Here is a 25,025-nt window from a genome sequence, read left to right on the forward strand (position 1 = left end):
CCCCGCCGCTCCGTACACCGGCGGTGGCCCGGACCCCCGCTCCCTCTGGCCGAACATCCTGGAGGCGGTGAAGAACCGCCGCCGCTTCACCTGGATCCTGCTGAGCCAGAACGCCCAGGTGGCGGGCTTCGACGGGACCACGCTCCAGCTCGGCTTCGTGAACGCCGGTGCCCGGGACAACTTCGCGTCCAGCGGCAGCGAGGACGTGCTGCGGCAGGCCCTGACGGAGCAGTTCGGGGTGCAGTGGAAGGTCGAGGCGATCGTCGACCCCTCCGGCGGCGCCGCGCCGCCGCCCGCCGCGAGCGGGTTCGGCGGCGGCGCTCCGGCGGCCCCCCGCCCCGCGCCCCAGCAGCCCGCGCCTCAGCAGACGCCCGCCCAGCCGCCGTCGTCGTACCAGCCGCAGCGGGACCAGCAGGGCCCGCCGCCCGCCCAGCAGCACGGCTCCTCGTCCCTTTCGGCCTCCTCGGCTCCCGCGGCCTCTTCGGCTCCTTCGGGTTCCTCGGGGTCTGCGGGGTCTGCCGGTTCTGCCGGTTCTGCCGGTTCTTCGTACTCGACTTACTCCTCGTCCGGGGCGGCCGCGTCCCAGTCCTCCTCGTCCTCCCAGGGCGGCCAGTCCTGGTCCGCCCCGGAGCACGTGTCTCCGGAGGACGACATCCCGGCGGACGACGACCCGGACCTCGTCGACTCGGCCCTGTCCGGCCACGACCTGATCGTCCGGGAACTGGGCGCGACGGTCGTCGAGGAGTACACGAACGAGTAAACGAGCAGTCGAGGAGTACGCGAACGAATAGGAGCCACGCGTAAGGGACCCGGGACCCGGGACCTGTAGGAGCCACGGGTTAGGGACCCGGGGCCTGGAGGAAGCCACAACACCCCCGCAACCCCCACCTCGGACACCCGAACAAACCCACCCCGCCCGCCGGGCTAGGCTGACCCCGTGAAGGTCCTCGTCATCGGCAGCGGTGCCCGCGAACACGCCCTGTGCCGCTCCTTGTCCCTCGACCCCGCGGTCACCGCCCTGCACTGCGCCCCCGGCAACGCCGGCATCGCGGACGTGGCGGAGCTGCACCAGGTGGACGCCCTGGACGGCGCCGCCGTGGCCGCGCTCGCCACGGGGCTCGGTGCGGAGCTCGTCGTCGTGGGGCCGGAGGCGCCGCTCGTCGCCGGAGTCGCCGACGCCGTGCGCGCGGCGGGCATCCCCTGCTTCGGCCCCTCCAAGGAAGCGGCGCGGCTGGAGGGCTCCAAGGCCTTCGCCAAGGACGTGATGGCGGGCGCCGGCGTGCCCACCGCCCGCTCCTACGTCTGCACCACGCCCGCGGAGATCGACGAGGCCCTCGACGCCTTCGGCGCTCCGTACGTGGTCAAGGACGACGGCCTGGCCGCGGGCAAGGGCGTCGTCGTGACCGACGACGTCGAGCAGGCCCGCGCCCACGCGCTCGCCTGCGGACGCGTCGTCATCGAGGAGTTCCTCGACGGCCCCGAGGTCTCCCTCTTCGCCGTCACCGACGGAGAGACCGTCGTACCGCTGCGCCCCGCCCAGGACTTCAAGCGCGCCCTCGACGGCGACGAAGGCCCCAACACCGGCGGCATGGGCGCCTACTCGCCGCTCCCGTGGGCGGACCCCAAGCTGGTCGACGAGGTCATGGCCACCGTCCTCCAGCCCACCGTCGACGAACTCCGCCGCCGCGGCACCCCGTTCTCGGGCCTCCTCTACGCGGGCCTGGCGATCACCAGCCGCGGCGTACGGGTCATCGAGTTCAACGCCCGCTTCGGCGACCCCGAGACCCAGGTCGTCCTCGCCCGCCTCGAGACCCCGCTCGGCGGGCTCCTCATGGCGTCGGCGAGCGGCACGCTCGCGGACCTGCCGCCGCTGCGCTGGAGCGACGAGGCGGCCGTCACGGTCGTCGTCGCCTCGCACAACTACCCCGGTACGCCGCGCACCGGCGACCCCGTCGAGGGCCTCGCGGACATCGCGGCCGAGGACGCCCCGCACGCGTACGTCCTGCATGCCGGTACCAGGCGCGAAGGCGACGCCGTGGTCAGCGCGGGCGGACGGGTGCTCTCCGTGACGGCGACCGGCACCGACCTCGCGCAGGCGCGCGAGCGCGCGTACGCGGCCGTGTCCCGCATCCGTCTGGACGGCTCGCAGTACCGTACGGACATCGCGGAGAAGGCGGCGACGGACGAGGGCGCGCAGGCCTGAGCACCGGAGCGGACCGCTCCGCCACACCCCGGGGGGCGCGTCTCGGGCGTCCGTGTATCCGGGACGTTCGTGTCCCCGGGAACGTGAACGCCCCCGGGGTATACCGCGGCTCCGGGGCATCCGTGTCCCCGGGGCATACCGCAGCTCCGGGGCATCCGTGTCCCCGGGGCGTATCGCGGCTCCGGGGCATCCGCGTCCCGCGGCCCCGGCGCGTCCGTGCCCGCCGAACGACCCGGCACCGACGATGTCCCCACCGCGTACCCGTACGAAGGTGTGCGCGCGTGCCGTACGCCCGCCCTACGCCGCCCGTACGACGGCCGTACGACAGCCGCAGCCGCCCCCGATCGGCGCTGATCCGGGGCGGCCGACGTCGACGTCGACCCCGTACCACCCCGCATCTCGGCCCCTCCACCCCTTGGGCCAGCTTTACCCAAAGCCATTCCATCGAGTGACCGCTCCGCCATCCGGCTGACGGTGCCCGGCACCCCAACTAGGGTTCGGCGCAGGCATTCCGGCACCCAGAGCCAAACAGCCCACCGGCATTGCGATGTCGGTGACGGGTGCCACAGTGGGGGAGTGTGCAACGCCATCGACGTGCGCCGTCGGCTCCGGTCGCCGGCCGAGCTGTAGGCAGCAGGGGGTGACTCAGGTCGTGTCAGGGATGGGTGTGGAGGCGGGCGCGCAGGCAGCGCGCTCCCGGGCCCTCGCCGTGCTGCGCATCCGCAGCAGAGCGCTGGCCGTCGCCCTGCTGCCCGCGGCCGGCGCCGTCGTGCTGATCGCCGCCGCAGGCATGGGGCACATAGAGGGCGGTGGCTGGACCGCCGTGCGCTGGACCGTCACGGTGCTCGCGGTCCTCGTCCTGCTCGGCGCGGGAGTCGTCGCGCTGGTCGTCGCGCGGGCCAGACCGGCCATGAGCCCGACGATCCCGATCACGGAGGCGTCCGCCCCCGACCTGTACCGACTGGTACGAGACCTGGCGGACCGCCTGGAAGTGCCCGCGCCCTCGGCCATAGCGCTCACGCCGGACTGCGACAGCTGGCTGGAGGACCGCACGCACCGGGCGCACGGCGCGGCGGCGAACGGCGCGGCGACGGACGGCAGCGAGCCGGCGACGGCTTCGGACCGCACCGGACGGGACAGTTCCGGCCCTTCCGGCCCTTCTGGTTCCCCTTCGACTACCACTTCTTCGACTTCGACTCCGACTTCCGGCGTCCGTTCCGGTTCCGGCCCCGGTTCCAGCGGGGCGACGACGGCTGTACGAGGTGCGGTCGGGCCGCAGCGCCGGACCCCTGCCGCGCCGGTCCTGGTGATCGGCTCGCCGTTCCTGTGGTGGATGCGGGTGGGCGAGCTGCGGGCGGTCCTCGCGCCGGTGGTCGCCGGTACGGGCCCGTCGGCGCACCCGGACATAGCTGCGGCCCGCCGCTTTGTCCGCGGGCTCGACGCGGCGGTGGCCGTCTCGTCGGCGCCGGGGCGCGGTCCGCTGGCGCGTCCCGTCCTGGGAGGCGTCGGCAGGGTGGCACGGCTGCTGCTGCGCAGTTGCCGGGTGCATGCGGCGGAGATGGAGCGCGGGGTCGCCGCGGCGGCGTCCGAACGCGCCCAGACCGTGGACTACGGCGTGCGGATCGTCGCCCAGGAGCAGGTCGGTCTCGCGTACGCGGGCTGGGACCGGCTGCTGACCCGGGTGGCGCTGCCCGCCTGGCGGATGGGGCGCTGGCCGTCGCGGCTCGACGCGGGCGTGGTGTCCGCCCTCACCGAACTCTCCCGCAGGGACCGCCTCGCCGAGGGCTTCGCCTCCCGGCTCGGGGAGCGGCCCGCGTGCGACCTCCTTGAGGAGCCGGGGATGGTGGACGAGGCGGCTTCGCTGCTCGCCGCGCGGCTGTTCCACGGAGGGCCCGCGGAGCCCGGACCCGACTGGGCGCCGGTGGCCTGGCAGGAGTATCCGGACGAGGTCGTCGACCGGAAGTGGCGGGCCGACGCGGCGCGGTTGCACCGGGTGCTCGATTCGCTCGGGGTCGGGCCTGCCGCCGGGACGGCGGGGGCGGATCCCGAGGGGCCGACGCTGGGCCGGGTGCTCGACCATCTGACGGACCCGGACCCGGACCCGGACCCGGACCCGGACCCGGAGGCGGCAGCGGCGTCCGGCGCGGCCGTCGTCGATGCCGCCCCCGAGGACGCCGGGGACCAGGACGAGCCCTCCGGGGCCGAGGGGCGTGGCGGGACGCTGGCCGCCGGGCTGAGTGCCGAGCTGGCCCGGGAGGAGGCCGCTGCGCCGCCGCGGTGCGCGCCGGCCGGGCAGGGGCCCGACGACGCGCTCTGGGACGACGGGGCGCTGCCGTTGTTCCCGCTGCAACCGCCGAGGTCCGGCAGGGAGTTGCTGGCCGACCACGTCACGGCGATGGTGTGCTGCGCTGCCGTCGACACGGCGGGGGCGGCGCCCGGACTCGACTGGCTGGACGGGCCGTCGCTCCTGATACACGGGGAGCGTGCGGCCGATCTCTCGCCGCGCGTTCTCACCCTGGTCGAGGACGGCGACCCCGAGCCCCTCCGCGCCTGGCTCTCCGACCTGGGCGTCCGCCCTGAGAAGCCCGTCCGGCTGGTCTGAGCGCCGTCCGGCTGGTCTGAGCGCCACCTGGCTTGGGGGACACGCCTGGCCTGGGGGGCGACGCCTGGCTGGGGGCGCCGTCTGGCTAAGGGGGCGCCGCCTGGCTTGCGGAGCGCCCTTCCGCCCACCTCACGGTTGCCCGGCAGGTCGGCTGTGCCCACCCGTTCCGCCCCCGGCGGACCAGTTGTCCACAGAGGCGGGGGTGGGGGGAGCCCGCGCGCCCCGCGTCACCCCAGAACTCCCCACCACCCCTGGACGGCCTGAACCGCCCGAACCGCCCGAACCGTCCGAGGCCCCCCACCCCGGACCTGGCCCCCAGCCGCTGACGGGACCTCCCCCACCCCGGAACCGCCACCTTCCACTCACGTCAATTCACGACGAACGGTGACGGCACGCGTGCGTAATGTGATGTGCTGGGACCGGTAGCTGACAGGGCCGCGCCGAAGGTGCCGAGCAGTGCGGCGGTGTCGGAAGCGGCCGCCGCGCCACGCGACGACGCGAGGACGCAGAACAGCACAGAAGCAGCGGCGTCCGGCGTCGACCAGGCTCGGGGGAGCGAGGGAGGGGACACACGCATGGGACCGGAGCCGATCCGCCGCTGGGAGTCGGGCGCCCTCGCCCACGCCGTGACCGATCCGTTCGGCCAGGGCCCGCTGCCCTGGCTCCGCGGCGCCGAGCACTACTTCGACGACACCGGCCAGGTCGTCCCCTGGTACGTCGACCACGCCCCGGCCCCGGGAGCCACCGGACCGACGCCGAGGCCGGTCCCCGCCCCGCGCGCCGCGGGCGGCCCCCGCACGGCCGACGACGTACGCCGTCAGATCAAGGGGTTCACGGGCACGGGAGCGGCCGCGCCGGGCGAGGCGATCGACTTCCACATCACGGTCGACCCGCCCCAGCAGTTCAGCGTCGACATCTACCGCATCGGCCACTACAGCGGCGACGGCGCCCGCAAGATCACCACCAGCCCGCGCCTGTCGGGCATTGTGCAACCGCCCCCGCTGACGGCCGACCGCACGGTCTCGTGCCACCACTGGTGGCTGTCCTGGCGCCTGCAGATCCCGTCGTACTGGAACATCGGCGCGTACGTGGCCGTCCTCACGACCACCGACGGCTACCGCTCCCACGTCCCGTTCACGGTCAGGGACAGCGTGCACCCCGGCACGGGCGCCCTCGGCGCGCCCACGGCGGACCTGCTCGTGGTGCTGCCGGACATCACGTGGCAGGCGTACAACCTCTATCCGGAGGACGGCCGCACGGGCGCGAGCCTGTACCACGCGTGGGACGAGCATGGCGGCCTGCTCGGCGAGAGCGAGGCGGCCACCACGGTCTCCTTCGACCGCCCCTACGCGGGCGCGGGCCTGCCCCTGCACGTGGGCCACGCCTACGACTTCATCCGCTGGGCCGAGCGGTACGGCTACGACCTGGCGTACGCCGACACCCGCGACCTGCACGCGGGCCGCATCGACCCGACGCGGTACCGCGGCCTGGTGTTCCCCGGCCACGACGAGTACTGGTCGGCGGCGATGCGCCGCACCACGGAGGACGCGCGCGAGCACGGCACGTCGCTGGTCTTCCTCTCGGCGAACACCATGTACTGGCAGGTGGATCTCGGCCCGTCGCCCTCCGGCGTCCCGGACCGCCTGCTGACGTGCCGAAAACGCCGGGGCCCCGGCAAGGCGGCCCTGTGGCGTGAAATCGACGTCCCCGAGCAGCAGTTGATCGGCATCCAGTACGCGGGCCGGGTCCCGGAACCGCACCCGCTGATCGTCCGCAACGCCGACCACTGGCTGTGGGAGGCGACCGGCGCCCACGAGGGCGACGAGATCGACGGCCTGGTCGCGGGCGAGGCCGACCGCTACTTCCCGCGCACCGCGCTCCCGGAGCACCGGGACCGCATCCTGCTCGCGCACTCCGCGTACGAGGACGGCGAGGGCACAGCACGCCACCAGGAGACGTCGCTGTACCGCGCCCCTTCCGGAGCCCTGGTCTTCGCCTCCGGCACCTTCGCCTGGTCCCCCGCGCTCGACCGCCCCGGGCATGTGGACGCCCGGGTGCAGCGGGCGACGGCCAACCTCCTGGACCGCATCTGCAAGCGGGACTGAGGAACGAGCGAGTCGGCGGACGAAGAACGCCGTGCCGACCGCTGGGACAACCGGCTGGGACAACCCCTGGCCAAAACTGTCCCCCGAGTACGGGACAATCGAGGCCATTGGACAGAACCACGGGGAGGAACCGTGTCCGGATTCGTCGAAAAGCCCGAGCCGATCCAGGTTCCGGGTCTGGTGCATCTGCACACCGGCAAGGTGCGCGAGCTGTACCAGAACGAGGCGGGCGACCTCGTGATGGTCGCCAGTGACCGCATGTCCGCGTACGACTGGGTGCTGCCGACGGAGATCCCCGACAAGGGGCGGGTCCTGACCCAGCTGTCGCTGTGGTGGTTCGACCAGCTCGCCGACCTGGTCCCCAACCATGTCATCTCGACGGAGCTGCCGCCGGGCGCGCCCGCCGACTGGGAGGGCCGCACGCTCGTCTGCCAGTCCCTCGCGATGGTGCCGGTGGAGTGCGTGGCCCGCGGCTATCTGACGGGTTCGGGCCTCGTCGAGTACGAGCAGACCCGTACGGTCTGCGGACTCGCCCTGCCCGAGGGACTGGTCGACGGCTCCGAACTGCCCGCGCCGATCTTCACCCCGGCCACGAAGGCGGAGGTCGGCGAGCACGACGAGAACGTGACGTACGAGGAGGTCGCCCGGCAGGTCGGCGCGGAGACGGCGGCGCGGCTGCGGCAGACGACGCTCGCCGTCTACTCCCGGGCCCGGGACGTCGCGCGGGAGCGCGGGGTGATCCTGGCGGACACCAAGTTCGAGTTCGGCCACACCCGGCCCGGCGCGGGCGAGGAGCCGGTCCTGGTGCTCGGGGACGAGGTGCTCACGCCGGACTCGTCCCGCTTCTGGCCCGCGGACGTCTGGGAGCCGGGCCGCGCGCAGCCGTCGTTCGACAAGCAGTACGTACGGGACTGGCTGACGTCGCCGGAGTCCGGCTGGGACCGCAAGGGCGAGCTGCCGCCCCCGCCGCTGCCCGCGGAGGTCGTGACGGCGACGCGCGCCAAGTACATCGAGGCGTACGAGCGCCTGACGGGCTTGTCCTGGGCCTAGCGAAGCGACACTCGCACACGACAAAGCCCCCCGGTCCGGGGAACCGGGGGGCTTTTCATGGAGCGGACGACCAGGTTCGAACTGGCGACCTCAACCTTGGCAAGGTTGCGCTCTACCAACTGAGCTACGTCCGCGCTGCGCCGAAGCGCGAGAGCCACTATACCCAACCTCGCTCGCGCGCGAGACGCACTGCCGCATGCCGGTTCTCCGCACCGATCTTGTTGACGGCCGACGAGAGGTAGTTGCGGACGGTTCCCTGGGACAGTGCGGCCCGCTCCGCGATCTCCGACACGGGTGCGCCGTCGGCGGCGAGTTCGAGGACTTCGGCTTCGCGGGCGGTCAGCGGGGAGTCGCCCGCGGAGATGGCGTCGGCGGCCAATTCCTGGTCCACGTAGCGGTTTCCCGCGTGCACCGTACGGATGATCTCGGCGAGCCGCTGGGCGCTGACGGTCTTGGGGACGAATCCCCGCACACCGGCTTCGAGTGCCCGCTTGAGGTGTCCCGGACGGCCGTGACTGGTCACGATCATGGTGCGGCAGTCGGGGAGTTCACCGCGCAGGGATGTGGCGACACTCACACCGTCGGCGCCCGGCATCTCCAGGTCGAGGACGGCGACATCGGGGCGGTGGGCGCGCGCCATGGCGAGGGCCTCGGGCCCGGAGGCGGCCTCGGCGACGACCACGAGGTCGTCCTCCAGGGCGAGGAGCGCGGCGAGGGCGCCGCGGATCAGATGCTCGTCGTCGGCGAGCAGCACACGGACAGCGGTCACGAGGCGCCCCCCGAAACCCGCACACCACCCGTACCGTCGGCTGCACCGGCTGCACCGGCTGCACCGGCTGCACCGGCTGCACCGGCTGCACCGGCTGCATCAGCCGTGTCTGCCGCCCCGGCCCCCGCGCCACCGGCCGCCCCGGCCCCCGCGCCACCGGAGCCCCCGGGCAGCGGCACCCGCGCGGTGAGCCGGAAGCGGCCCTCCGCCGAGGTGTGCTCCAGGGTGCCGCCCACGGTGGTGAGACGTTCGCGCAGGCCGTTGAGCCCGGTGCCGCCGGTTCCTGCGGGGCCTCCGGGGCCTCCGGGGCTGCCCGTGACAGGGCCCGCCTCGGGCACTCCGTCGTTCTCGATGGTCAACTCCGTACGTCCTTCCGTCGCCGATACCGTGATGGTGCAGTGCTGCGCGTTGCCGTGCCGCAGCACATTGGTGGTGCCCTCGCGCACGACCCAGCCGAGCGCGGCCTGTACGGCCGTGGGCAGCCCCGCGGAGGTGCCGGTCACCCGGCAGGCGATGCCCGCGGCCTCCAGGACGCCCTGGGCCCCGGCGAGTTCGGCGCCGAGTTCCGCTTCGCGGTAGCCGCGGACGACGTCCCGTATCTCCCGCTGGGTCTCCCGTGCGATCCGCTGGACCTCGACCATCTGGTCCTCCGCCTCGGGCCGCCCGCGCCGGGCGAGCTGCACGGCGAGTTCGCTCTTGAGGGCGATGACGGCGAGGTTGCGGCCCATGACGTCGTGCAGGTCGCGGCCGAAGCGCAGCCGTTCCTCGGCGACGGCGAGCCGTCCCTCGGTCTCGCGGGCCCGTTCGGCCTCCCACATCACGGCCAGGCTCCAGGCTCCGCACCGGGAGGCCAGGAGTGAGATCACGCTGCCCATGGCGACGAGCAGGACCAGGCCGACCAACTGTCCACCGCGCTGGCCGACGGCGACGGCGCCCGCCACCAGCAGGACGGTCACCAGGCCGAGGCGCCGGCAGAAGCTCGGCACCGGTACGAGGAAGGCGAGGATCTGGGCGTACGGGCTGATCAGGAACAGCGCGGCCAGATTGATCGCGGCGCCCTCCTCGACACCGTCGAGGCGCTGGAGCAGCAGGGCGAGAGCGAGTACGACGAGGGTCAGGCCGAGCAGGGCGGCAAGGCCGCGGCGCGGGTACTCCGCCTGCCCCAGATAGTGGTCGAGCGACCGCCGCAGCATGCGGTTGACCTGCGCACACTGCAGGGCGGCGACCACGATCATCGACCAGCCGACGAGCTGCACGGAGGCCTCATGCCTGAGGCTCAGGCCCACCGGCAGGACGCACCAGCTGACGAGGAAGATCCACGGCATGGTGTGCCACATGATCATGCTCTGGAGCTCGACCTGCTCGATCTTCCGCAGGCCGCGCCAGTCGCTCCGCAGCTTCCCGATCCGGCCCACCACTGTGCGACTCCTCCGTCCCTGCCGGTCCCCGTGCACGTCTCCGGCCGATCGCGCGTCCCCGGCCGACGCGGCGGTCAGCGCCGCGGCTCCCAGCGGAACCACCTCTTCACAGCAAACACGCCCAGGGCGATCCAGGCCACCGCGATCAGGACGGCGCGCAGGCCCTCGCCCGCGCCGAGCTCCCCGGTCCAGCCGCCGCGGATCAGCGCGATCACCGGAGACAGCGGCAGGAGTTCGCAGACGGAGGCCAGCTTGTCGGGCATGACCTCCAGCGGCAGGACCACGCCGGACCCGAGCATCGACGCGAAGAGCAGCGGCATCACCATGACCTGGGCGCTCTCCACGCTGCGGCTGACGATCGAGGTGACGGCCGCGAGCAGCGGGAACATCACAAGCCCGAGGACGAGCCCCAGGACCACGTAGTGCGCGGCGCCGGGCGCGCCCACGTCGAGCAGGGCGGCGCACATGCCCATCAGGACGAGGGACTGGACGAGCCCGATGGCGACGGACGGCAGCGCGGCGCCCGCGAGGATCTCCACGTCCCGCACCTCGCCGGTGCGCAGGCGCTTGAGCACGAGTTCCTCGCGCCGGGCCGCGTACACGCTGACCAGCGCCGAGTACACGGCGAACAGGAGCGAGAAGGCGACCGCGGACGGCAGCAGGACCGAGCCGATGGACAGGCCGGTGCCGTCGAGGTCCATGTTCTTGACGGCCGACTTCATCGTGAAGGGCACCACGAGGGGCACGAAGAGCGCCGCGAACAGAGTGCCCTTCGCGCGGCCGAGGAGGGTCAGCTCCGCCCGTGCCAGGGCGAGGAGGCGGCCTGCGGGGGTGGTCAGGGCGGCGGTGCCGGTGGGCCCGGAGGCGTGTCGGCCTGCCGTGTCGGTGACGGTGGAGCCTGCCATGTTGGTGGCGGTGGAGCCGGTGTTCGTGTCGGTGGTGGGGTTCATCGCACGCTCTCCTTCTCGTTCGTCACCGGGCGGCTGCCGGCGCGGGCCGGCTCGGCGCGCGGGTCGTTCCGCGTCGCCTCCTTGGCGATCTGGAGGAACGCCTCCTCCAGGGAGGCGGCGCGCACGTCGAGGCCGCGCAGCTCGACGCCCGTGTGCTGCGCCCAGGTGAGCAGCGCGGTCGCGGCGCGCTGGAGTTCGGTGGTGCGCAGCCGCACGGTGCGGCCCTGCACGTCGTGCCCGGTGACGCCGATCTTGGCGAGGGGCGGCAGGTCGCCGGGGAAGTATCCGTCGGGCAGTTCGAAGGAGATCCGGGACGGCTGGGAGGCGACGACGCCGGCGACGTCACCGGTGGCGGCGATCCGGCCTTCGTGCAGGATGGCGAGGCGGTCGGCGAGCTGCTCGGCCTCTTCGAGGTAGTGGGTGGTGAGCAGCACCGTGGTGCCCTGGTCGCGCAGGGCGCGCACCAAGTCCCAGGTCTCGCGGCGGCCTTCGGCGTCGAGGCCGGTGGTGGGTTCGTCGAGGAACAGCACCTCGGGGTCGCCGAGGAGGGCCATCGCGAGGTCAAGGCGCCGCTTCTCGCCACCGGAGAGCTGTTTGACGCGGACGCCGCCGCGCCCGCCGAGACCGACGGACCGGAGCACGTCGGCGACGGGCCGGGCGCCGCTGGTGCACCCCGCCCACATGCGCGCGGTCTCGTCGACGGTCAGCTCGGAGGGGAAGCCGCCTTCCTGGAGCATCACGCCGATCCGGGGCCGGACCGCGGCGCGCTCCCGGTACGGGTCGTGCCCGAGGACGCGCACGGTGCCGCCGGTGGGCCGGGCGAGGCCTTCGAGGACTTCGAGGGTGGACGTCTTGCCCGCGCCGTTCGTGCCGAGCAGGGCGAAGAGTTCGCCGCGGCCCACGGTGAAGGAGGTCCCCCGGACCGCCTCGAAGCCGCCGGTGTAGCTGCGTCGCAGGTCGGTCACGTCGATCACTTGATCAGTCATGACTCAAGGCTCACCCGCTGCCAAAGGCCCCGGCAGTGCACGGTGTCATCACCGCACATGACAAATGTCAGTGTGCCTGCGCGGCAGCGGCAGCGAACCCCGCTGTCGGCAACCCCGCTGTCAGCAACAGCAGAGAACCCCGCTGTTGATGACAGCGGGGTTCTCTCTGTGGAGCGAACGACGAGGTTCGAACTCGCGACCTCAACCTTGGCAAGGTTGCGCTCTACCAACTGAGCTACGTTCGCATTGCCTCCGACCAGCTCTCACTGATCGGCGCGGGCACCAGCTTACCGCACCCGGATGGGTGGTCGGTGAGCGGTGCGGAGCGGGTGACAGGAATTGCACACTGCGCCTTCCCCCTGGAAGGGGGATGTTCTACTACTGAACTACACCCGCACGACTCCTCGGGGTCCGGGCCTTTCGGCCTTGCCCCTCGGCGTGCTCCAGACTCTAGCTGACCAGCGGGGGTGCTGCGCAAGTCGGTTGCCCGAGCACCCCCGCCGAGGTTCCTCGGAACGGTCAGTTGGCGGCCTCGAACGCCTCGTACACCTTCTTCGGGATCCGGCCGCGCGGCGGCACGTCGAGCTGGTGCGAGCGGGCCCAGGCGCGCACGGCGGCGGGGTCCGGTGTCACCGCGGTGTGCCGGTAGACCTTGCCGGACTTCGACTGCTTGCGGGCTGCCTCCAGGTAGGGGGCGAGCACCTTGCGGAGTTTCTCGGCATTGGATTGGTTGAGGTCGATCTCGTACGACTTCCCGTCAAGACCGAACGCGACCGTTTCCGCCGCTTCTGAGCCGTCCATGTCGTCATGGAGAGTGACCACGACACGCTGCGCCACGAATATCGGTCCTTTCGTGCGACCCCACCGCATTGACGTGCGACGACGTCCGGTGATGCCGACTGTCCGGCAGTTATGGGACAAAGTATCGGCTATTGCCAATTCCTTTGTACAGTGCCTGGCATTGAATGATGGGGCGATGGAAAACCCACCGCGTGTTCCGGTGGCGTGTCCGGGAGAATACGGCTCTTCCGGTCACTTCTCCAGCAGGGTGGGTGCGGCGGGGCGGCGGGCGCAATGCCGAGCTGTGATCTTTTCCAGGATTTTTCGCGCACGTGTCCTGTCCGACGCCGTGCCGACAGCCGGAAAGTGACTGCGATCACGTATGTTCCCACGAATCTACGCGAGTAGAATTTTTGTGCGGGTAGTCTGAAGGAACCTGCTCAGCACCACACACCGGGAGTGCCAGTGGCACGCGTCGTAGTCGACGTCATGCTCAAGCCGGAGATCCTCGACCCCCAGGGGCAGGCGGTGCAGCGTGCACTGCCGCGCCTCGGATTCCAGGGGATCTCCGACGTACGTCAGGGAAAGCGCTTCGAACTCGAGGTGGACGGGCCGGTGGACGACGCCGCGCTCGCCCGTATCCACGAGTTGGCGGAAACCTTCCTCGCCAACACCGTGATCGAGGACTTCGTAGTAAAGGTCGAAGAGCCCGCGGTGGAGGCGAAGTGACTGCTCGAATCGGAGTCGTCACTTTTCCGGGAACGCTCGACGACAGGGACACGCAGCGCGCCGTCCGTGTCGCGGGTGCCGAGGCCGTGCCGCTGTGGCACCGCGACAAGGACCTGAAGCAGGTCGACGCGGTGGTCCTGCCGGGTGGTTTCTCCTACGGCGACTATCTGCGCGCTGGTGCCATCTCCCGCTTTTCGCCGGTGATGGAGTCGGTCATCGAGCAGGCCAAGGCGGGAATGCCGGTTCTCGGCATCTGCAACGGCTTCCAGGTCCTGACCGAGACGCACCTGCTGCCCGGCGCGATGCTGCGCAACAACCACCTGCACTTCATCTGCCGTGACCAGAAGCTGCGGGTGGAGACCAACTCGACTGCCTGGACGGCCGATTACGAGGCCGGCCAGGAGATCTCGATCCCGCTGAAGAACATCGACGGGCGGTACGTCGCCGACGAGCGCACCCTCGACCTGCTGGAGGCCGAGGGCCGGGTCGCCTTCCGCTACCTGGACGTGAACCCGAACGGCTCGCTGCGCGACATCGCCGGCATCACGAACGAGGCCGGGAACGTGGTGGGCCTGATGCCGCACCCCGAGCACGCCGTGGAGCCCCTGGTCGGCACGGGCCGCACGGACGGCCTCGGCTTCTTCACCTCGATCCTGAAGAACCTGGTGGGCGCACGATGACCCTGGACACCGTCAAGCACGCCGAGCAGACCCCCGAGGCCGGCCAGCCCTGGGCGGACCTCGGCCTGAAGCCGGACGAGTACGAGCGCATCCGCGAGATCCTCGGCCGCCGCCCGACCGGTGCCGAACTCGCCATGTACTCGGTCATGTGGTCCGAGCACTGCTCGTACAAGAGCAGCAAGGTGCACCTGAAGCAGTTCGGCGAGAAGGTCCCCGAGAACGACGCGATGCTCGTCGGCATCGGCGAGAACGCGGGCGTCGTCGACGTCGGCCAGGGCTACGCGGTCACCTTCAAGGTCGAGTCGCACAACCACCCCAGCTACATCGAGCCCTACCAGGGCGCGGCGACCGGTGTCGGCGGCATCGTGCGCGACATCCTCGCGATGGGCGCGCGCCCGGTCGCGGTCGTGGACCCGCTGCGCTTCGGCGCCGCCGACCACCCCGACACCAAGCGGGTCCTTCCGGGCGTGGTCGCGGGCATCGGCGGCTACGGCAACTGCCTGGGCCTGCCGAACATCGGCGGCGAGGTCGTCTTCGATCCCTGCTACCAGGGCAACCCGCTGGTCAACGCGGGCTGCATCGGCGTCATGAAGCACGAGGACATCCACCTCGCCAAGGCGTCCGGCACCGGCAACAAGGTCATCCTGTACGGGGCCCGCACGGGCGGCGACGGCATCGGCGGCGTCTCGGTGCTCGCCTCCGAGACCTTCGAGTCGACCGGACCGGCCAAGCGCCCGGCGGTCCAGGTCGGCGACCCGTTCCAGGAGAAGCTCCTCATCGAGTGCACCCTGGAGATCTTCCGCGAGAAGCTGGTCGCGGGCATCCAGGACCTCGGCGGCGCGGGCCTGTCCTGCGCCACGAGCGAGCTGGCCTCGGCCGGTTCCGGCGGTATGCGCGTGGACCTGGACACCGTCCCCCTGCGCGACTCCTCGCTCTCGCCCGAGGAGATCCTCATGAGCGAGTCGCAGGAGCGCATGTGCGCGGTCGTCGAGCCGGACAAGGTCGACCGCTTCATGGAGATCTGCGAGAAGTGGGACGTCATCGCGACCGTCATCGGTGAGGTGACGGAGGGCGAGCGCCTGGAGATCTTCTGGCACGGCGAGCAGATCGTGGACGTGCCGCCGCGCACGGTGGCGCACGAGGGCCCGGTCTACCACCGCCCCTACGAGCGCCCGTCCTGGCAGGACGCGCTCCAGGCCGACGACGCGAACAAGCTGGCACGCCCGGCGGACGCGACGGAGCTGAAGGAGCAGATCCTCAAGCTGGTCGCCTCCCCGAACCAGGCCTCCAAGGCGTGGATCACCGACCAGTACGACCGCTTCGTGCAGGGCAACACGATCCTCGCGCAGCCCGAGGACGCGGGCATGGTCCGGGTGGACGAGGAGTCCAACCTGGGTGTGGCGATGGCGACGGACGGCAACGGCCGGTACGCGAAGCTGGACCCGTACGCGGGCGCGCAGCTCGCCCTCGCGGAGTCGTACCGCAACGTCGCGGCGTCCGGCGCCAAGCCGCTCGCGATCTCCAACTGCCTGAACTTCGGTTCGCCGGAGGACCCGGACGTGATGTGGCAGTTCGCGGAGGCCACGCGTGGCCTCGCGGACGGCTGCCTCCAACTCGGCACCCCGGTGACCGGCGGAAACGTGTCGCTCTACAACCAGACCGGCGAGACGGCGATCCACCCGACGCCGGTCGTGGCCGTGCTCGGCGTCATCGACGACGTCACGCGCCGCACGCCGATCGCGTTCAAGGAAGAGGGCCAGCTCCTCTACCTGCTCGGCGAGACGCGCGCGGAGTTCGGCGGCTCGGCCTGGTCCCAGGTCGTGCACGACCACCTCGGCGGCCTGCCGCCCAAGGTGGACCTGGAGCGTGAGCGCCTCCTCGCGGAGATCCTCATCTCCGCGTCCCGGGACGGCATGATCGACGCCGCCCACGACCTGTCGGACGGCGGCCTCGTCCAGGCGGTGGTCGAGTCCTGCCTGCGCGGGAACACCGGCGCCCGCCTGGTGGTCCCGGACGGCCTGGACGCCTTCACCTTCCTCCTCTCCGAGTCGGCGGGCCGCGCGGTGGTCTCCGTGCCCCGCAGCGAGGAGCTGCGCTTCACCGACATGTGCGGTGCGCGGGGCCTGCCGGTCACGCGGATCGGTGTGGTGGACGGCACGGCGGTCGAGGTGCAGGGTCAGTTCACGCTGTCGCTCGACGAGCTGCGCGCTGCGCACGCGGAGACGATCCCGGGGCTTTTCGCCTAGGACGCGATCCCAAGAGACGTAGCCCCCGCCCGGACCTGGTCCGGACGGGGGCTACGTCGTTCCCCGACCGACCACTCCCTTGTCTGTAGTTACGTAATTACGTAATCTGGGATCATGGAGCTGGAAGAGCGGGTGGCCGAGCTGGAGCGGCGCATGGCGGCGCTGGAGGGTGCCGACCGTGTCCGTGACGAGGCCGCGCCCGACCCGGGCGCGAGCGACTTCTGGGCCCTGGAGGGCTTGAAGAAGCAGCTCGCGCAGCACGAGGCGGCCGACGGCGGCGTGCTGTACACGGGTGCGGTGCGGCTGCCGACGGGGGAGCGGTACGAGTGGCAGACCGGCCAGTTCACCGAGGCGCTCCTGGGCGGCGACTGGTCCGAGGCCGCCGACTCCTTCGCCGCGCTCGGCCATCCCGTACGGCTGCGGCTGCTGCGCGAGATCCTCGGTGGCCGCAGGACCGCGGCGGAGCTTGCCGCGCTCGACGAGGTCGGCACGACCGGACAGATCTACCACCACCTGCGCCATCTGACCGGTACGGGCTGGCTGCACACGACGGCGCGCGGCCGGTACGAGGTACCGCCGGGCCGGGTGGTGCCGCTCTTCGTGGTCCTGGCCGCGGCGCGCCCGGCCTGAGGCCGCCCGCACCACCCACACCACCACCAGGGGGAACAACCGTGTCCATACGCAAACTGGCCGCCGTACTCAGCCGTGTCCTGTGGCTGGTCTTCCTCGTGCAGGCGATCGCCGGGATCTTCGTGGATATGCCGTACGACTACTGGCTGGGCTGGCTCCCCTTCGTGGCGGCCGTGGCCCTCGGCCTGCTGCCCGGGAAGGCGGCGCGACAGCAGATCGCGACCGCCCCGCGCGCTGCGGTCGAGGTGGAGGCGCCGGTGACGGGGCGGTGGTCGGCGCTCAACAGCCCGGCGGACAAGGTGCCGAGCCACGGCACCCACGGCCTGGCGCAGACGTACGCCATCGACGTCACGGCCGAGGGAGCGGAGCCCGGGGAGGGGGCGGAGCCCGGGGAGGGGGCGGAGCCCGGGAAGGGGGCGCGGCCGGGCTTCGCCTGGCTGTGGCCGATCGCTCGTCGGCCTCGGGCGTTCCCTTCCTTCGGGGCGCCGCTTCTCGCCGTCGGCGAGGCGACCGTGGTGCACGCGGAGGACGGCCAGCGGGACCACTTCAGCCGCAACTCGCTGCTCGGGCTGCTCTACTTCTTCCTCGTCGAGGGCACGGTGCGAGGCCTGGCTCCGGCTCGCCGGGTGGTGGGCAACAGCGTCGTCCTCGACATCGGGGACGAGACATACGCCATGTACGCGCACGTCAAACGTGGTTCGCTCGCCGTACGGGTCGGGGACCGTGTGCACCCCGGCCAGGTGATCGCCCACTGCGGGAACTCCGGGAACTCCACCGAACCGCACGTCCACTTCCAGTTGATGGACGGCCCCGACCTGGACACGGCCAAGGGGGTGCCCTTCCGCTGGCGCGGCATCGGGGTGCCCGCCAACAGGGAGACCTTCACGGCGCCGCCCCTGGAGGCGACAGGCCCGGTGGAGGCAGCGCAGGAACAACGGCGATAAGGCACCAAAAGGTGTTCTAGGTCAATATTTCATCCTGGTATAGTCCGGACATGCCAGCACGGAGACCCGCATCGGCGGACGAGTCGTCAGTCCGCGCGCCCGGCCTCCGGGAGCGCAAGAAGCAGCAGACCGCCTCCCGGATCTGGCACGCCGCAGTGGACCTCTTCGTCGAACGCGGCTACGACAAGGTGTCCGTGGCCGAGATCGCGGCAGCCGCGGACGTCTCCAAGATGACCGTCTTCAACTACTTCGGCACGAAGGACGACGTGCTCCTCGCCCCGATGGAGGAGCACGTCTCCGACGCCGCCGACGCCATCCGCGCCCGCGCCTCCGGCGAATCCGCCGCCGACGCCCTCCGCCGCCGGCTCCTCGACCTGATCGAGGCCAGGGACCCCTCCGTGGGCCTCGGCGACAGCCCCCGCACCCTCCAGGTCCTGCGTCTGATCACCGAGACCCCGGTGCTCCTGCACCGCGCCCACGCCTTCCACCACCGCAGCCAGCAGCTCCTCGCCACCGCCCTCGCCGAGGAGACCGGCGACGCCGTGCTCGCCGAGGTCGCCGCCGCCCAGCTGATCGGCGTCCGCAACGCCGTCTTCGCCGAGGTGCACCGCCGCCGCATGGCGGGCACCCCGCTCGACGAGGTCGCCGCCACCGCCGAGGCCCTCGCCCGGGACGCCTTCGACCTGGTGGAAAAGGGCCTGAGCGGCTACGCGGTCAAGGCATAGGCTCCCCCCATGCCCCCGGCCAAGAAGCGCACCCGCAGCTACGACCAGACGAAGATCCGCACAGCCGTGCTCACCCAGTCCGCCATGGTGCGCGAAGCGGTCGCGGGCCTCACCCCGGAGCAACTGGCCGCGCCCACCCGCCTGGGCGACTGGACCGTACGCGAACTGGTCGCCCACCTCACGATGGTGCTCGGCTCCGTGGTCCGCTACCTGGATTCCCCCGAGCCGGAGCAGCTCGAAGTCCCGCTCCAGGACTGGCCGTTCCGCACCTCGTCCGCGTCGGCCCAGGTGGACGAGGACGTCCACGCCCTCACCGCCACCGGGACAGCTCCCCCGGGCGCCCTGGACGCCCTGTTCGCGGACGCCCTCGACCGCCTCGCGGACACCCTCCCCGAGGCCCCGGGCACCCGCCTCGTCCCCTCCCGCTTCGGCGGCATGACGCTCGCCGACTTCATGGTCACGCGCACCGTGGAACTGATCGTCCACACCGACGACTTGAACGCCGCGCTGCCGGACCTCGATATCCCGTACGACCGTCAGGCGCTCGCCGCCTGCACCCGTCTGCTCGCGGACGCCCTGGCCACGAAGGCCCCGGGCGGCGCCGTGGAGGTCCGCGTGCCGCCGTACGCGGTCGTCCAGTGCGTGCAGGGCCCCCGGCACACCCGCGGCACCCCGCCGAACGTGGTCGAGACGGACCCGTTGACCTGGATCAGGCTGGCGACGGGCCGCACGACGTGGGCGGCGGAGCGCGAGGCGGCGCGGGTCAGCGCGAGCGGCGAGAGGGCGGATCTCACGGCACTGCTCCCGATCATGTCGTGAGCGAAGACACGGCACTGCTCCCGATCATGTCGTGAGCGAGGACAGGGAACCGCTTCCGGGCGGCCCCCGTCACAATGACATGTACAAGCAGCGCGTGACCCAGACCCTCACCGCCATCGCCGCAGCCGGGCTGCTCGCTGCCTGCGGCTCGGAGTCCGGCTCCGGCGACGGCGGTTCCGACAAGGCGGGCGCAGGCAAGGACGGCTCCGGCAAGGGGACCACCGGCTCGGCCCTGACCGGCGTCCGCTGGAACGTCGAGAGCCTCACGGTCGACGGCAAGAAACAGCAGGCCCCCAGCGGCGCGTACGTGAAGTTCGGCGGCAAGGGCGGCACCGGCGGCAACTTCGGCTGCAACGGATACGGCGCCAAGGCCTCCGTGGAGGGCGACACCGTCCACTTCGAGCCCGGCCCGCACACCGAGATGGCGTGCGACGCCCTGGACTTCGAGAAGAGCCTGGCCCGCGCCATGGACGGCAGGCTCAAGGCGGAGGTGGACGACAAGAGCCTGACGCTCACCACCACCGGCGGCGACCGCATCGCGCTGAGCGCCGAGTCCGGCGCCCCGCTGAAGGGCACCGAGTGGACCGTCACCTCGGTCGGGGACAAGGGCACGGCGACCTCCCTGCCGAAGGCCCTGGACGACAAGGTCAAGCTGACCTTCGGCAAGGACGGCACGGTCCGCGGCAACCTGGGCTGCAACGCGGTCACCGCGGACGCGGACGCCAGGGACGGCAAGATCGCCCTCGGCATGCCGAAGGTGACCCGGAAGATGTGCCCCGGCGACGTGATGCCGACGGAGCGCACGCTCCTGAAGCTGTTCGAGGGCAAGGCCTCGTACACGGTGGACCACCGCACGCTGACCCTGACGGACGGCAAGACGGTGGTGAAGGCGCAGGCTCCCGCCTGACCGGCCGACGGACGGCCGGGTGCGGGCTCAGCCGACCGGATCCGGATATCCGGACAGGGCAGAGGCTCAGCCGACCGGATCCGGATAGGGCAGAAGCTCAGCCGACCGGATCCGGATAGGGCAGAAGCTCAGCCGACCGGATCCGGATAGGGCAGAAGCTCAGCCGCGGTCCGCTCCCACGCCCCCCGCAGCTCCGCGAGCAGCGCACCCTCGCGCCCGGCGAGATCCGCCTGCTCCCGCTGATCCCGCCCGAGGTGGAACAACTGATCGCGCCCGCTCTTGCCGCGGTAGTACTTCCAGTCGCCGCGCCGCAGCGCGCGCTCCCCGCGCACCCGCCAGAACAGATCCCGCTCACCGACGGGCCGCCCGCGCAGCAGATGTCCGGCGAGGCTGGTGCCGTCGAGCGGGTGGGCGGGGTCGGGCCGGGCCCCGGCGAGCTCCAGGAGGGTGGCGGTCCAGTCCGGGGTGTACACGGGCTCGTCGCTGACCTGCCCGCCGTCCAGGCGGGCGGGCCAGCGCACGATGGTCGGCACCCGGATGCCGCCTTCGAGGAGCGACCCCTTGTTGCCCGAGAGCGGCCAGTTGTACGAGAAGCGCTCACCGCCGTTGTCGGAGGCGAAGAACACCAGCGTGTCCCGCTCCTGCCCGGACTCCCGCAGCGCCCTGAGCACCTGCCCGATCGACCGGTCCAGGTCCTGCACCATCTCGGTGTACTTGGCGAGGGACCCGCCGTCCTGGTGCCACAGGGCGCTCTTGTCCCCGGCCTTGATCCGCCGCACGATCTCGGCGGACGTCTCCGTGTCGCCGTCGGCGATCCAGGGCCAGTGCGGGGTGGTGAAGTTGAGGTTGAGCAGCCACGGCCGGTCGTGGTCGCGGCCGACGTACTCGCTCGCGCGCTCGGTCAGGACGCGGGTGTAGTACCGCAGGTCCTTGTACGTGGCGTCGCCCTCGCGGACATTGCCCCGGTAGAGGTCGTACTCACCTCCGCCGCCGAGCTTGGAGTAGTACTCCAGGGCGCCGCCGAAGTTCCCGAAGAACTCGTCCCAGCCGGACTTGGTGGGCGAGTAGTCCGGCAGGAAGCCGCAGTGCCACTTGCCGATGAGCGCGGTCGCGTACCCGGCGCCGCGCAGGAGCGAGGCGAGGGTGGGGTGCGTCGGCTCCAGGCCGGCCGACTTGTCGGCTATCGGCTCGGCGAGCCCGCCCTTGGTCCGGCCCGGGAAGCGCCCGGTGTAGAGGCTGAAACGGGTGGGTGAGCAGGTCGCGGACCCGGAGTAGGCCTGGGTGAAGCGGACGCCCTGCCGGGCCAGGCGGTCCAGGTGCGGGGTCTTGATGTGCGGGGAACCGTACGAGGACAGATCGGCCCAGCCGAGGTCGTCACCCAGGATGAACAGGATGTTGGGCCGCCTCGAGTGCCGCCCGCGCGCGGCGGCGAAGGGCCGCTCGGCGTTTTCGGCGGCTCCGGCGACGTCCGCCGCTTCGGCGGCTTCCGCGCCGGTGGTGGCGCCGACCCCGGCGGCAGCGGCGACACCCGCCACCCCGCCGGCGAAGGACCGCCGGGACAACCGGAAGGACCGTGACTGTTCATGAGGCTGCATGACCCAGGAGCCTCACGGCGTGCCGAAAGACACGTCAACGCGTCGGCGCCCCTGTTCACAAAGCTGTCGTCGCAGTTCACAGGGGTGTCGCACAGCCGAAGCACTACGGCGTCGCGCTCACTGCGCGTGCCGAGGCCGTATCCCCAATTCGGACCAGTGGTCGATCTCGCCTACACTCGGAGTCGTGCCACGTGGTGACGGTCGACTCAATCACGATCTGCTCCCCGGCGAGAAAGGCCCCCAGGACGCTTGCGGCGTCTTCGGTGTCTGGGCTCCGGGCGAAGAGGTCGCAAAGCTCACGTACTTCGGGCTCTACGCCCTCCAGCATCGGGGCCAGGAATCCGCGGGAATCGCGGTCAGCAACGGCTCCCAGATCCTCGTCTTCAAGGACATGGGCCTGGTGTCCCAGGTCTTCGACGAGACCTCGCTCGGTTCTCTCCAGGGACATATCGCGGTCGGTCACGCCCGCTACTCCACCACTGGAGCCTCCGTCTGGGAGAACGCCCAGCCCACCTTCCGCGCGACGGCCCACGGCTCCATCGCCCTCGGCCACAACGGCAACCTCGTCAACACGGCCCAGCTGGCCGAGATGGTCGCCGAGCTGCCCAAGCAGGAGGGCCGCACCACGAGGGTGGCGGCCACCAACGACACCGATCTGCTGACGGCCCTGCTCGCCGCGCAGACCGACGCCGACGGCAAGCCGCTGACCGTCGAGGAAGCCGCCGGAGTGGTGCTTCCCCAGGTCCAGGGCGCCTTCAGCCTCGTCTTCATGGACGAGCACACGCTGTACGCGGGCCGCGACCCGCAGGGCATCCGTCCGCTGGTGCTCGGCCGCCTGGAGCGCGGCTGGGTGGTCGCGTCCGAGAGCGCCGCCCTCGACATCTGCGGCGCCAGCTATGTGCGCGAGATCGAGCCGGGCGAGTTCGTCGCCATCGACGAGAACGGCCTCCGCACCTCCCGATTCGCGGAAGCGAAGCCCAAGGGCTGTGTCTTCGAGTATGTGTACCTGGCGCGCCCCGACACCGACATCGCGGGCCGCAACGTCTACCTCTCGCGGGTCGAGATGGGCCGCAAGCTCGCGGCGGAGGCCCCGGTCGACGCCGACCTCGTCATAGCGACCCCGGAGTCCGGCACCCCCGCCGCGATCGGGTACGCGGAGGCGTCCGGCATCCCCTTCGGCGCCGGCCTCGTCAAGAACGCCTACGTCGGCCGGACCTTCATCCAGCCCTCGCAGACCATCCGCCAGCTCGGCATCCGGCTGAAGCTGAACCCCCTCAAGGAAGTCATCAGGGGCAAGCGCCTGGTGGTCGTCGACGACTCGATCGTCCGCGGCAACACCCAGCGCGCCCTGGTCAAGATGCTCCGCGAGGCGGGCGCCGCCGAGGTCCACATCCGGATCTCCTCGCCGCCCGTGAAGTGGCCGTGCTTCTTCGGCATCGACTTCGCCACCCGTGCGGAGCTGATCGCCAACGGCATGAGCATCGAGGAGATCGGCACGTCCCTCGGCGCCGACTCGCTCTCCTACATCTCCATCGACGGCATGATCGACGCCACCACCATCGACAAGCCGGACCTGTGCCGTGCCTGCTTCGACGGCGAGTACCCGATGGAACTGCCGGACCCGGAGCTGCTCGGCAAGCAGCTCCTGGAGACCGAGCTGGCAGCCGGCCCGGCGGCCACGGCAGCGGCCGACGCGATCCGTCGCCCGTAAGCCCCTCTCGTAGTAACGACACGAAAGCTCTCACCTCATGTCCACTGAGTCCTCCGAGCGCGCTCCGCAGGCGGGCACCGGTGCCAGCTACGCCGCCGCGGGCGTCGACATCGAAGCCGGCGACCGCGCCGTGGAGCTGATGAAGGAGTGGGTGAAGAAGACGCAGCGCCCCGAGGTCGCGGGCCTCGGCGGCCTCGGCGGCTTCGCCGGCCTCTTCGACGCCTCCGCCCTCAAGCGCTTCGACCGCCCGCTGCTCGCCTCCGCGACGGACGGCGTCGGCACGAAGGTCGACCTCGCCCGGCAGCTCGGTGTGTACGACACGATCGGCCACGACCTGGTCGCCATGGTCATGGACGACATCGTGGTGTGCGGCGCGGAACCGCTGTTCATGACGGACTACATCTGCGTCGGCAAGGTCCACCCGGAGCGCGTCGCCGCCATCGTCAAGGGCATCGCGGAGGGCTGTGTCCTCGCGGGCTGCGCCCTCGTCGGCGGCGAGACCGCCGAGCACCCCGGGCTCCTCGGCCCGGACGACTTCGACGTCGCGGGCGCGGGCACGGGCGTCGTGGAGGCGGACCAGGTGCTCGGCCCGGATCGCATCCGTAAGGGTGACGCGGTGATCGCCATGGCGTCCTCCGGTCTTCACTCCAACGGGTACTCGCTGGTCCGGCACGTGGTCTTCGACCGCGCGGGCTGGACCCTGGACCGCGAGGTCCCCGAGTTCGGCCGTACCCTCGGCGAGGAGCTCCTGGAGCCCACGAAGATCTACTCCCTGGACTGTCTGGCGCTGACGCGCACGACGCCGGTGCACGCGTTCAGCCACATCACCGGCGGCGGCCTCGCGGCGAACCTCGCCCGCGTGATCCCGGACGCCCTGCACGCCACCGTCGACCGCTCCACGTGGGCCCCCGGCGCGGTGTTCGACGTCGTCGGCACGGCAGGGCAGGTCGAGCGCCTGGAGCTGGAGAAGACCCTGAACATGGGCGTCGGCATGATCGCCGTCGTCCCCCAGGACTCGGCCGACGTGGCCCTCGCGACCCTGGCCGACCGCGGTGTGGACGCCTGGATCGCCGGCGAGATCACCGACCGCGGCGACCGTGCGACGGGCGCCGAGCTCACGGGCGACTACGCGAAGTAGCCACCGCGGACGCGCGGGGCCCGGCGCGCACCGCGCCT

The 25,025-nt window shown here is 71.7% G+C and carries 20 protein-coding genes, 3 tRNA genes and 1 pseudogene; 15 read left to right on the forward strand and 9 right to left on the reverse strand.

From position 1 onward, the window contains the following. The 5 genes and pseudogenes from GPA10_RS39410 to GPA10_RS39430 all read left to right on the forward strand — a co-directional run. Positions 1 to 760 (forward strand): annotated as a pseudogene (locus GPA10_RS39410) (DNA polymerase III subunit gamma and tau); the annotation flags it as partial. 177 nt (positions 761 to 937) lie between these two features. Next, on the forward strand, positions 938 to 2,203 hold the full coding sequence (gene purD / locus GPA10_RS39415; RefSeq protein ID WP_343041827.1) for a phosphoribosylamine--glycine ligase: 1,266 nt from the start codon (positions 938 to 940) through the stop codon (positions 2,201 to 2,203). A gap of 661 nt (positions 2,204 to 2,864) precedes the next feature. After that, positions 2,865 to 4,805: a hypothetical protein gene (locus GPA10_RS39420; RefSeq protein WP_157169653.1), complete on the forward strand. Its 1,941-nt coding sequence runs from the start codon at positions 2,865 to 2,867 to the stop codon at positions 4,803 to 4,805. 575 nt (positions 4,806 to 5,380) lie between these two features. Beyond that, positions 5,381 to 6,910 carry a N,N-dimethylformamidase beta subunit family domain-containing protein gene (locus GPA10_RS39425; RefSeq protein WP_157169626.1) on the forward strand — a complete coding sequence of 510 codons (1,530 nt, stop codon included), beginning with the start codon at positions 5,381 to 5,383 and terminating at the stop codon, positions 6,908 to 6,910. Positions 6,911 to 7,042: 132 nt separating this feature from the next. Next, complete coding sequence (locus tag GPA10_RS39430; RefSeq protein ID WP_058849904.1) at positions 7,043 to 7,960, forward strand: phosphoribosylaminoimidazolesuccinocarboxamide synthase; 918 nt, start codon at positions 7,043 to 7,045, stop codon at positions 7,958 to 7,960. A gap of 58 nt (positions 7,961 to 8,018) precedes the next feature. Here GPA10_RS39430 and GPA10_RS39435 read toward each other — a convergent pair. From GPA10_RS39435 to GPA10_RS39470, 8 genes are all read right to left on the reverse strand, one after another. Then, a tRNA-Gly gene (locus tag GPA10_RS39435) sits at positions 8,019 to 8,094 on the reverse strand. A gap of 23 nt (positions 8,095 to 8,117) precedes the next feature. Beyond that, entirely contained in the window at positions 8,118 to 8,729 is a 612-nt protein-coding gene (locus tag GPA10_RS39440; protein ID WP_058849903.1) for a response regulator transcription factor, read from the reverse strand. Beyond that, positions 8,726 to 10,144, reverse strand: a complete 1,419-nt coding sequence (locus tag GPA10_RS39445; protein ID WP_343041828.1) for a sensor histidine kinase — start codon at positions 10,142 to 10,144, stop codon at positions 8,726 to 8,728. The genes GPA10_RS39440 and GPA10_RS39445 overlap by 4 nt, the downstream gene beginning before the upstream one ends. A gap of 77 nt (positions 10,145 to 10,221) precedes the next feature. Further along, positions 10,222 to 11,052, reverse strand: coding sequence for an ABC transporter permease (locus GPA10_RS39450; protein ID WP_157169657.1), 831 nt, complete (start codon positions 11,050 to 11,052; stop codon positions 10,222 to 10,224). Positions 11,053 to 11,093: 41 nt separating this feature from the next. Continuing rightward, positions 11,094 to 12,083, reverse strand: a complete 990-nt coding sequence (locus GPA10_RS39455; protein WP_157169627.1) for an ABC transporter ATP-binding protein — start codon at positions 12,081 to 12,083, stop codon at positions 11,094 to 11,096. A 169-nt stretch (positions 12,084 to 12,252) separates the two neighbouring features. Beyond that, positions 12,253 to 12,328, reverse strand: a tRNA-Gly gene (locus GPA10_RS39460). Positions 12,329 to 12,407: 79 nt separating this feature from the next. Next, a tRNA-Gly gene (locus GPA10_RS39465) sits at positions 12,408 to 12,479 on the reverse strand. A gap of 123 nt (positions 12,480 to 12,602) precedes the next feature. Beyond that, positions 12,603 to 12,920, reverse strand: a complete 318-nt coding sequence (locus GPA10_RS39470) for a histone-like nucleoid-structuring protein Lsr2 (RefSeq protein ID WP_058849901.1) — start codon at positions 12,918 to 12,920, stop codon at positions 12,603 to 12,605. Positions 12,921 to 13,328: 408 nt separating this feature from the next. On the opposite strand from GPA10_RS39470, the gene purS reads away from it, so the two are divergent. From purS to GPA10_RS39510, 8 genes are all read left to right on the forward strand, one after another. Continuing rightward, positions 13,329 to 13,592 carry a phosphoribosylformylglycinamidine synthase subunit PurS gene (gene purS / locus GPA10_RS39475; RefSeq protein WP_030568185.1) on the forward strand — a complete coding sequence of 88 codons (264 nt, stop codon included), beginning with the start codon at positions 13,329 to 13,331 and terminating at the stop codon, positions 13,590 to 13,592. Then, positions 13,589 to 14,272 carry a phosphoribosylformylglycinamidine synthase subunit PurQ gene (gene purQ, locus GPA10_RS39480; protein ID WP_058849900.1) on the forward strand — a complete coding sequence of 228 codons (684 nt, stop codon included), beginning with the start codon at positions 13,589 to 13,591 and terminating at the stop codon, positions 14,270 to 14,272. The genes purS and purQ overlap by 4 nt, the downstream gene beginning before the upstream one ends. After that, on the forward strand, positions 14,269 to 16,518 hold the full coding sequence (purL, locus tag GPA10_RS39485) for a phosphoribosylformylglycinamidine synthase subunit PurL (RefSeq protein ID WP_157169629.1): 2,250 nt from the start codon (positions 14,269 to 14,271) through the stop codon (positions 16,516 to 16,518). The genes purQ and purL overlap by 4 nt, the downstream gene beginning before the upstream one ends. A 114-nt stretch (positions 16,519 to 16,632) precedes the next feature. Further along, positions 16,633 to 17,148 carry an ArsR/SmtB family transcription factor gene (locus tag GPA10_RS39490; RefSeq protein ID WP_157169630.1) on the forward strand — a complete coding sequence of 172 codons (516 nt, stop codon included), beginning with the start codon at positions 16,633 to 16,635 and terminating at the stop codon, positions 17,146 to 17,148. A 41-nt stretch (positions 17,149 to 17,189) separates the two neighbouring features. Next, a complete protein-coding gene (locus tag GPA10_RS39495; RefSeq protein WP_343041829.1) occupies positions 17,190 to 18,092 on the forward strand; it encodes a peptidoglycan DD-metalloendopeptidase family protein in 903 nt (300 codons plus the stop codon). Positions 18,093 to 18,142: 50 nt separating this feature from the next. Next, positions 18,143 to 18,817 (forward strand): TetR/AcrR family transcriptional regulator, encoded by a 675-nt coding sequence (locus GPA10_RS39500; RefSeq protein ID WP_157169631.1) that lies wholly within the window; start codon positions 18,143 to 18,145, stop codon positions 18,815 to 18,817. A gap of 9 nt (positions 18,818 to 18,826) precedes the next feature. Continuing rightward, on the forward strand, positions 18,827 to 19,636 hold the full coding sequence (locus GPA10_RS39505; protein ID WP_157169632.1) for a maleylpyruvate isomerase family mycothiol-dependent enzyme: 810 nt from the start codon (positions 18,827 to 18,829) through the stop codon (positions 19,634 to 19,636). A 94-nt stretch (positions 19,637 to 19,730) separates the two neighbouring features. Next, positions 19,731 to 20,543, forward strand: a complete 813-nt coding sequence (locus GPA10_RS39510) for an META domain-containing protein (RefSeq protein ID WP_343041830.1) — start codon at positions 19,731 to 19,733, stop codon at positions 20,541 to 20,543. Between the two features lie 128 nt (positions 20,544 to 20,671). Here GPA10_RS39510 and GPA10_RS39515 read toward each other — a convergent pair whose 3' ends face one another. Continuing rightward, positions 20,672 to 22,138 (reverse strand): sulfatase-like hydrolase/transferase, encoded by a 1,467-nt coding sequence (locus GPA10_RS39515; protein ID WP_157169634.1) that lies wholly within the window; start codon positions 22,136 to 22,138, stop codon positions 20,672 to 20,674. A 184-nt stretch (positions 22,139 to 22,322) separates the two neighbouring features. Here GPA10_RS39515 and purF point away from each other — a divergent pair, with 184 nt between their 5' ends. Continuing rightward, positions 22,323 to 23,849: an amidophosphoribosyltransferase gene (gene purF, locus GPA10_RS39520; RefSeq protein ID WP_058849893.1), complete on the forward strand. Its 1,527-nt coding sequence runs from the start codon at positions 22,323 to 22,325 to the stop codon at positions 23,847 to 23,849. A 37-nt stretch (positions 23,850 to 23,886) separates the two neighbouring features. After that, positions 23,887 to 24,987 (forward strand): phosphoribosylformylglycinamidine cyclo-ligase, encoded by a 1,101-nt coding sequence (gene purM / locus GPA10_RS39525; RefSeq protein ID WP_157169635.1) that lies wholly within the window; start codon positions 23,887 to 23,889, stop codon positions 24,985 to 24,987. The last annotated feature ends 38 nt before the right edge of the window (positions 24,988 to 25,025 follow it).

Origin of the sequence: Streptomyces typhae (genome assembly GCF_009755605.1) — a bacterium.
GTDB classification, from domain to species: domain Bacteria; phylum Actinomycetota; class Actinomycetes; order Streptomycetales; family Streptomycetaceae; genus Streptomyces; species Streptomyces typhae.

What these genes read in the sequence shown, in the direction of transcription:
- GPA10_RS39420 (WP_157169653.1), top strand. Translation starts at nt 2,865, where the DNA reads ATGGGTGTGGAGGCGGGCGCGCAGGCAGCGCGCTCCCGGGCCCTCGCC.
- GPA10_RS39425 (WP_157169626.1), top strand. Translation starts at nt 5,381, where the DNA reads ATGGGACCGGAGCCGATCCGCCGCTGGGAGTCGGGCGCCCTCGCCCAC.
- GPA10_RS39450 (WP_157169657.1), bottom strand. Translation starts at nt 11,052, where the DNA reads ATGGCAGGCTCCACCGTCACCGACACGGCAGGCCGACACGCCTCCGGG.
- GPA10_RS39455 (WP_157169627.1), bottom strand. Translation starts at nt 12,083, where the DNA reads ATGACTGATCAAGTGATCGACGTGACCGACCTGCGACGCAGCTACACC.
- purL (WP_157169629.1), top strand. Translation starts at nt 14,269, where the DNA reads ATGACCCTGGACACCGTCAAGCACGCCGAGCAGACCCCCGAGGCCGGC.
- GPA10_RS39490 (WP_157169630.1), top strand. Translation starts at nt 16,633, where the DNA reads ATGGAGCTGGAAGAGCGGGTGGCCGAGCTGGAGCGGCGCATGGCGGCG.
- GPA10_RS39500 (WP_157169631.1), top strand. Translation starts at nt 18,143, where the DNA reads ATGCCAGCACGGAGACCCGCATCGGCGGACGAGTCGTCAGTCCGCGCG.
- GPA10_RS39505 (WP_157169632.1), top strand. Translation starts at nt 18,827, where the DNA reads ATGCCCCCGGCCAAGAAGCGCACCCGCAGCTACGACCAGACGAAGATC.
- GPA10_RS39515 (WP_157169634.1), bottom strand. Translation starts at nt 22,138, where the DNA reads ATGCAGCCTCATGAACAGTCACGGTCCTTCCGGTTGTCCCGGCGGTCC.
- purM (WP_157169635.1), top strand. Translation starts at nt 23,887, where the DNA reads ATGTCCACTGAGTCCTCCGAGCGCGCTCCGCAGGCGGGCACCGGTGCC.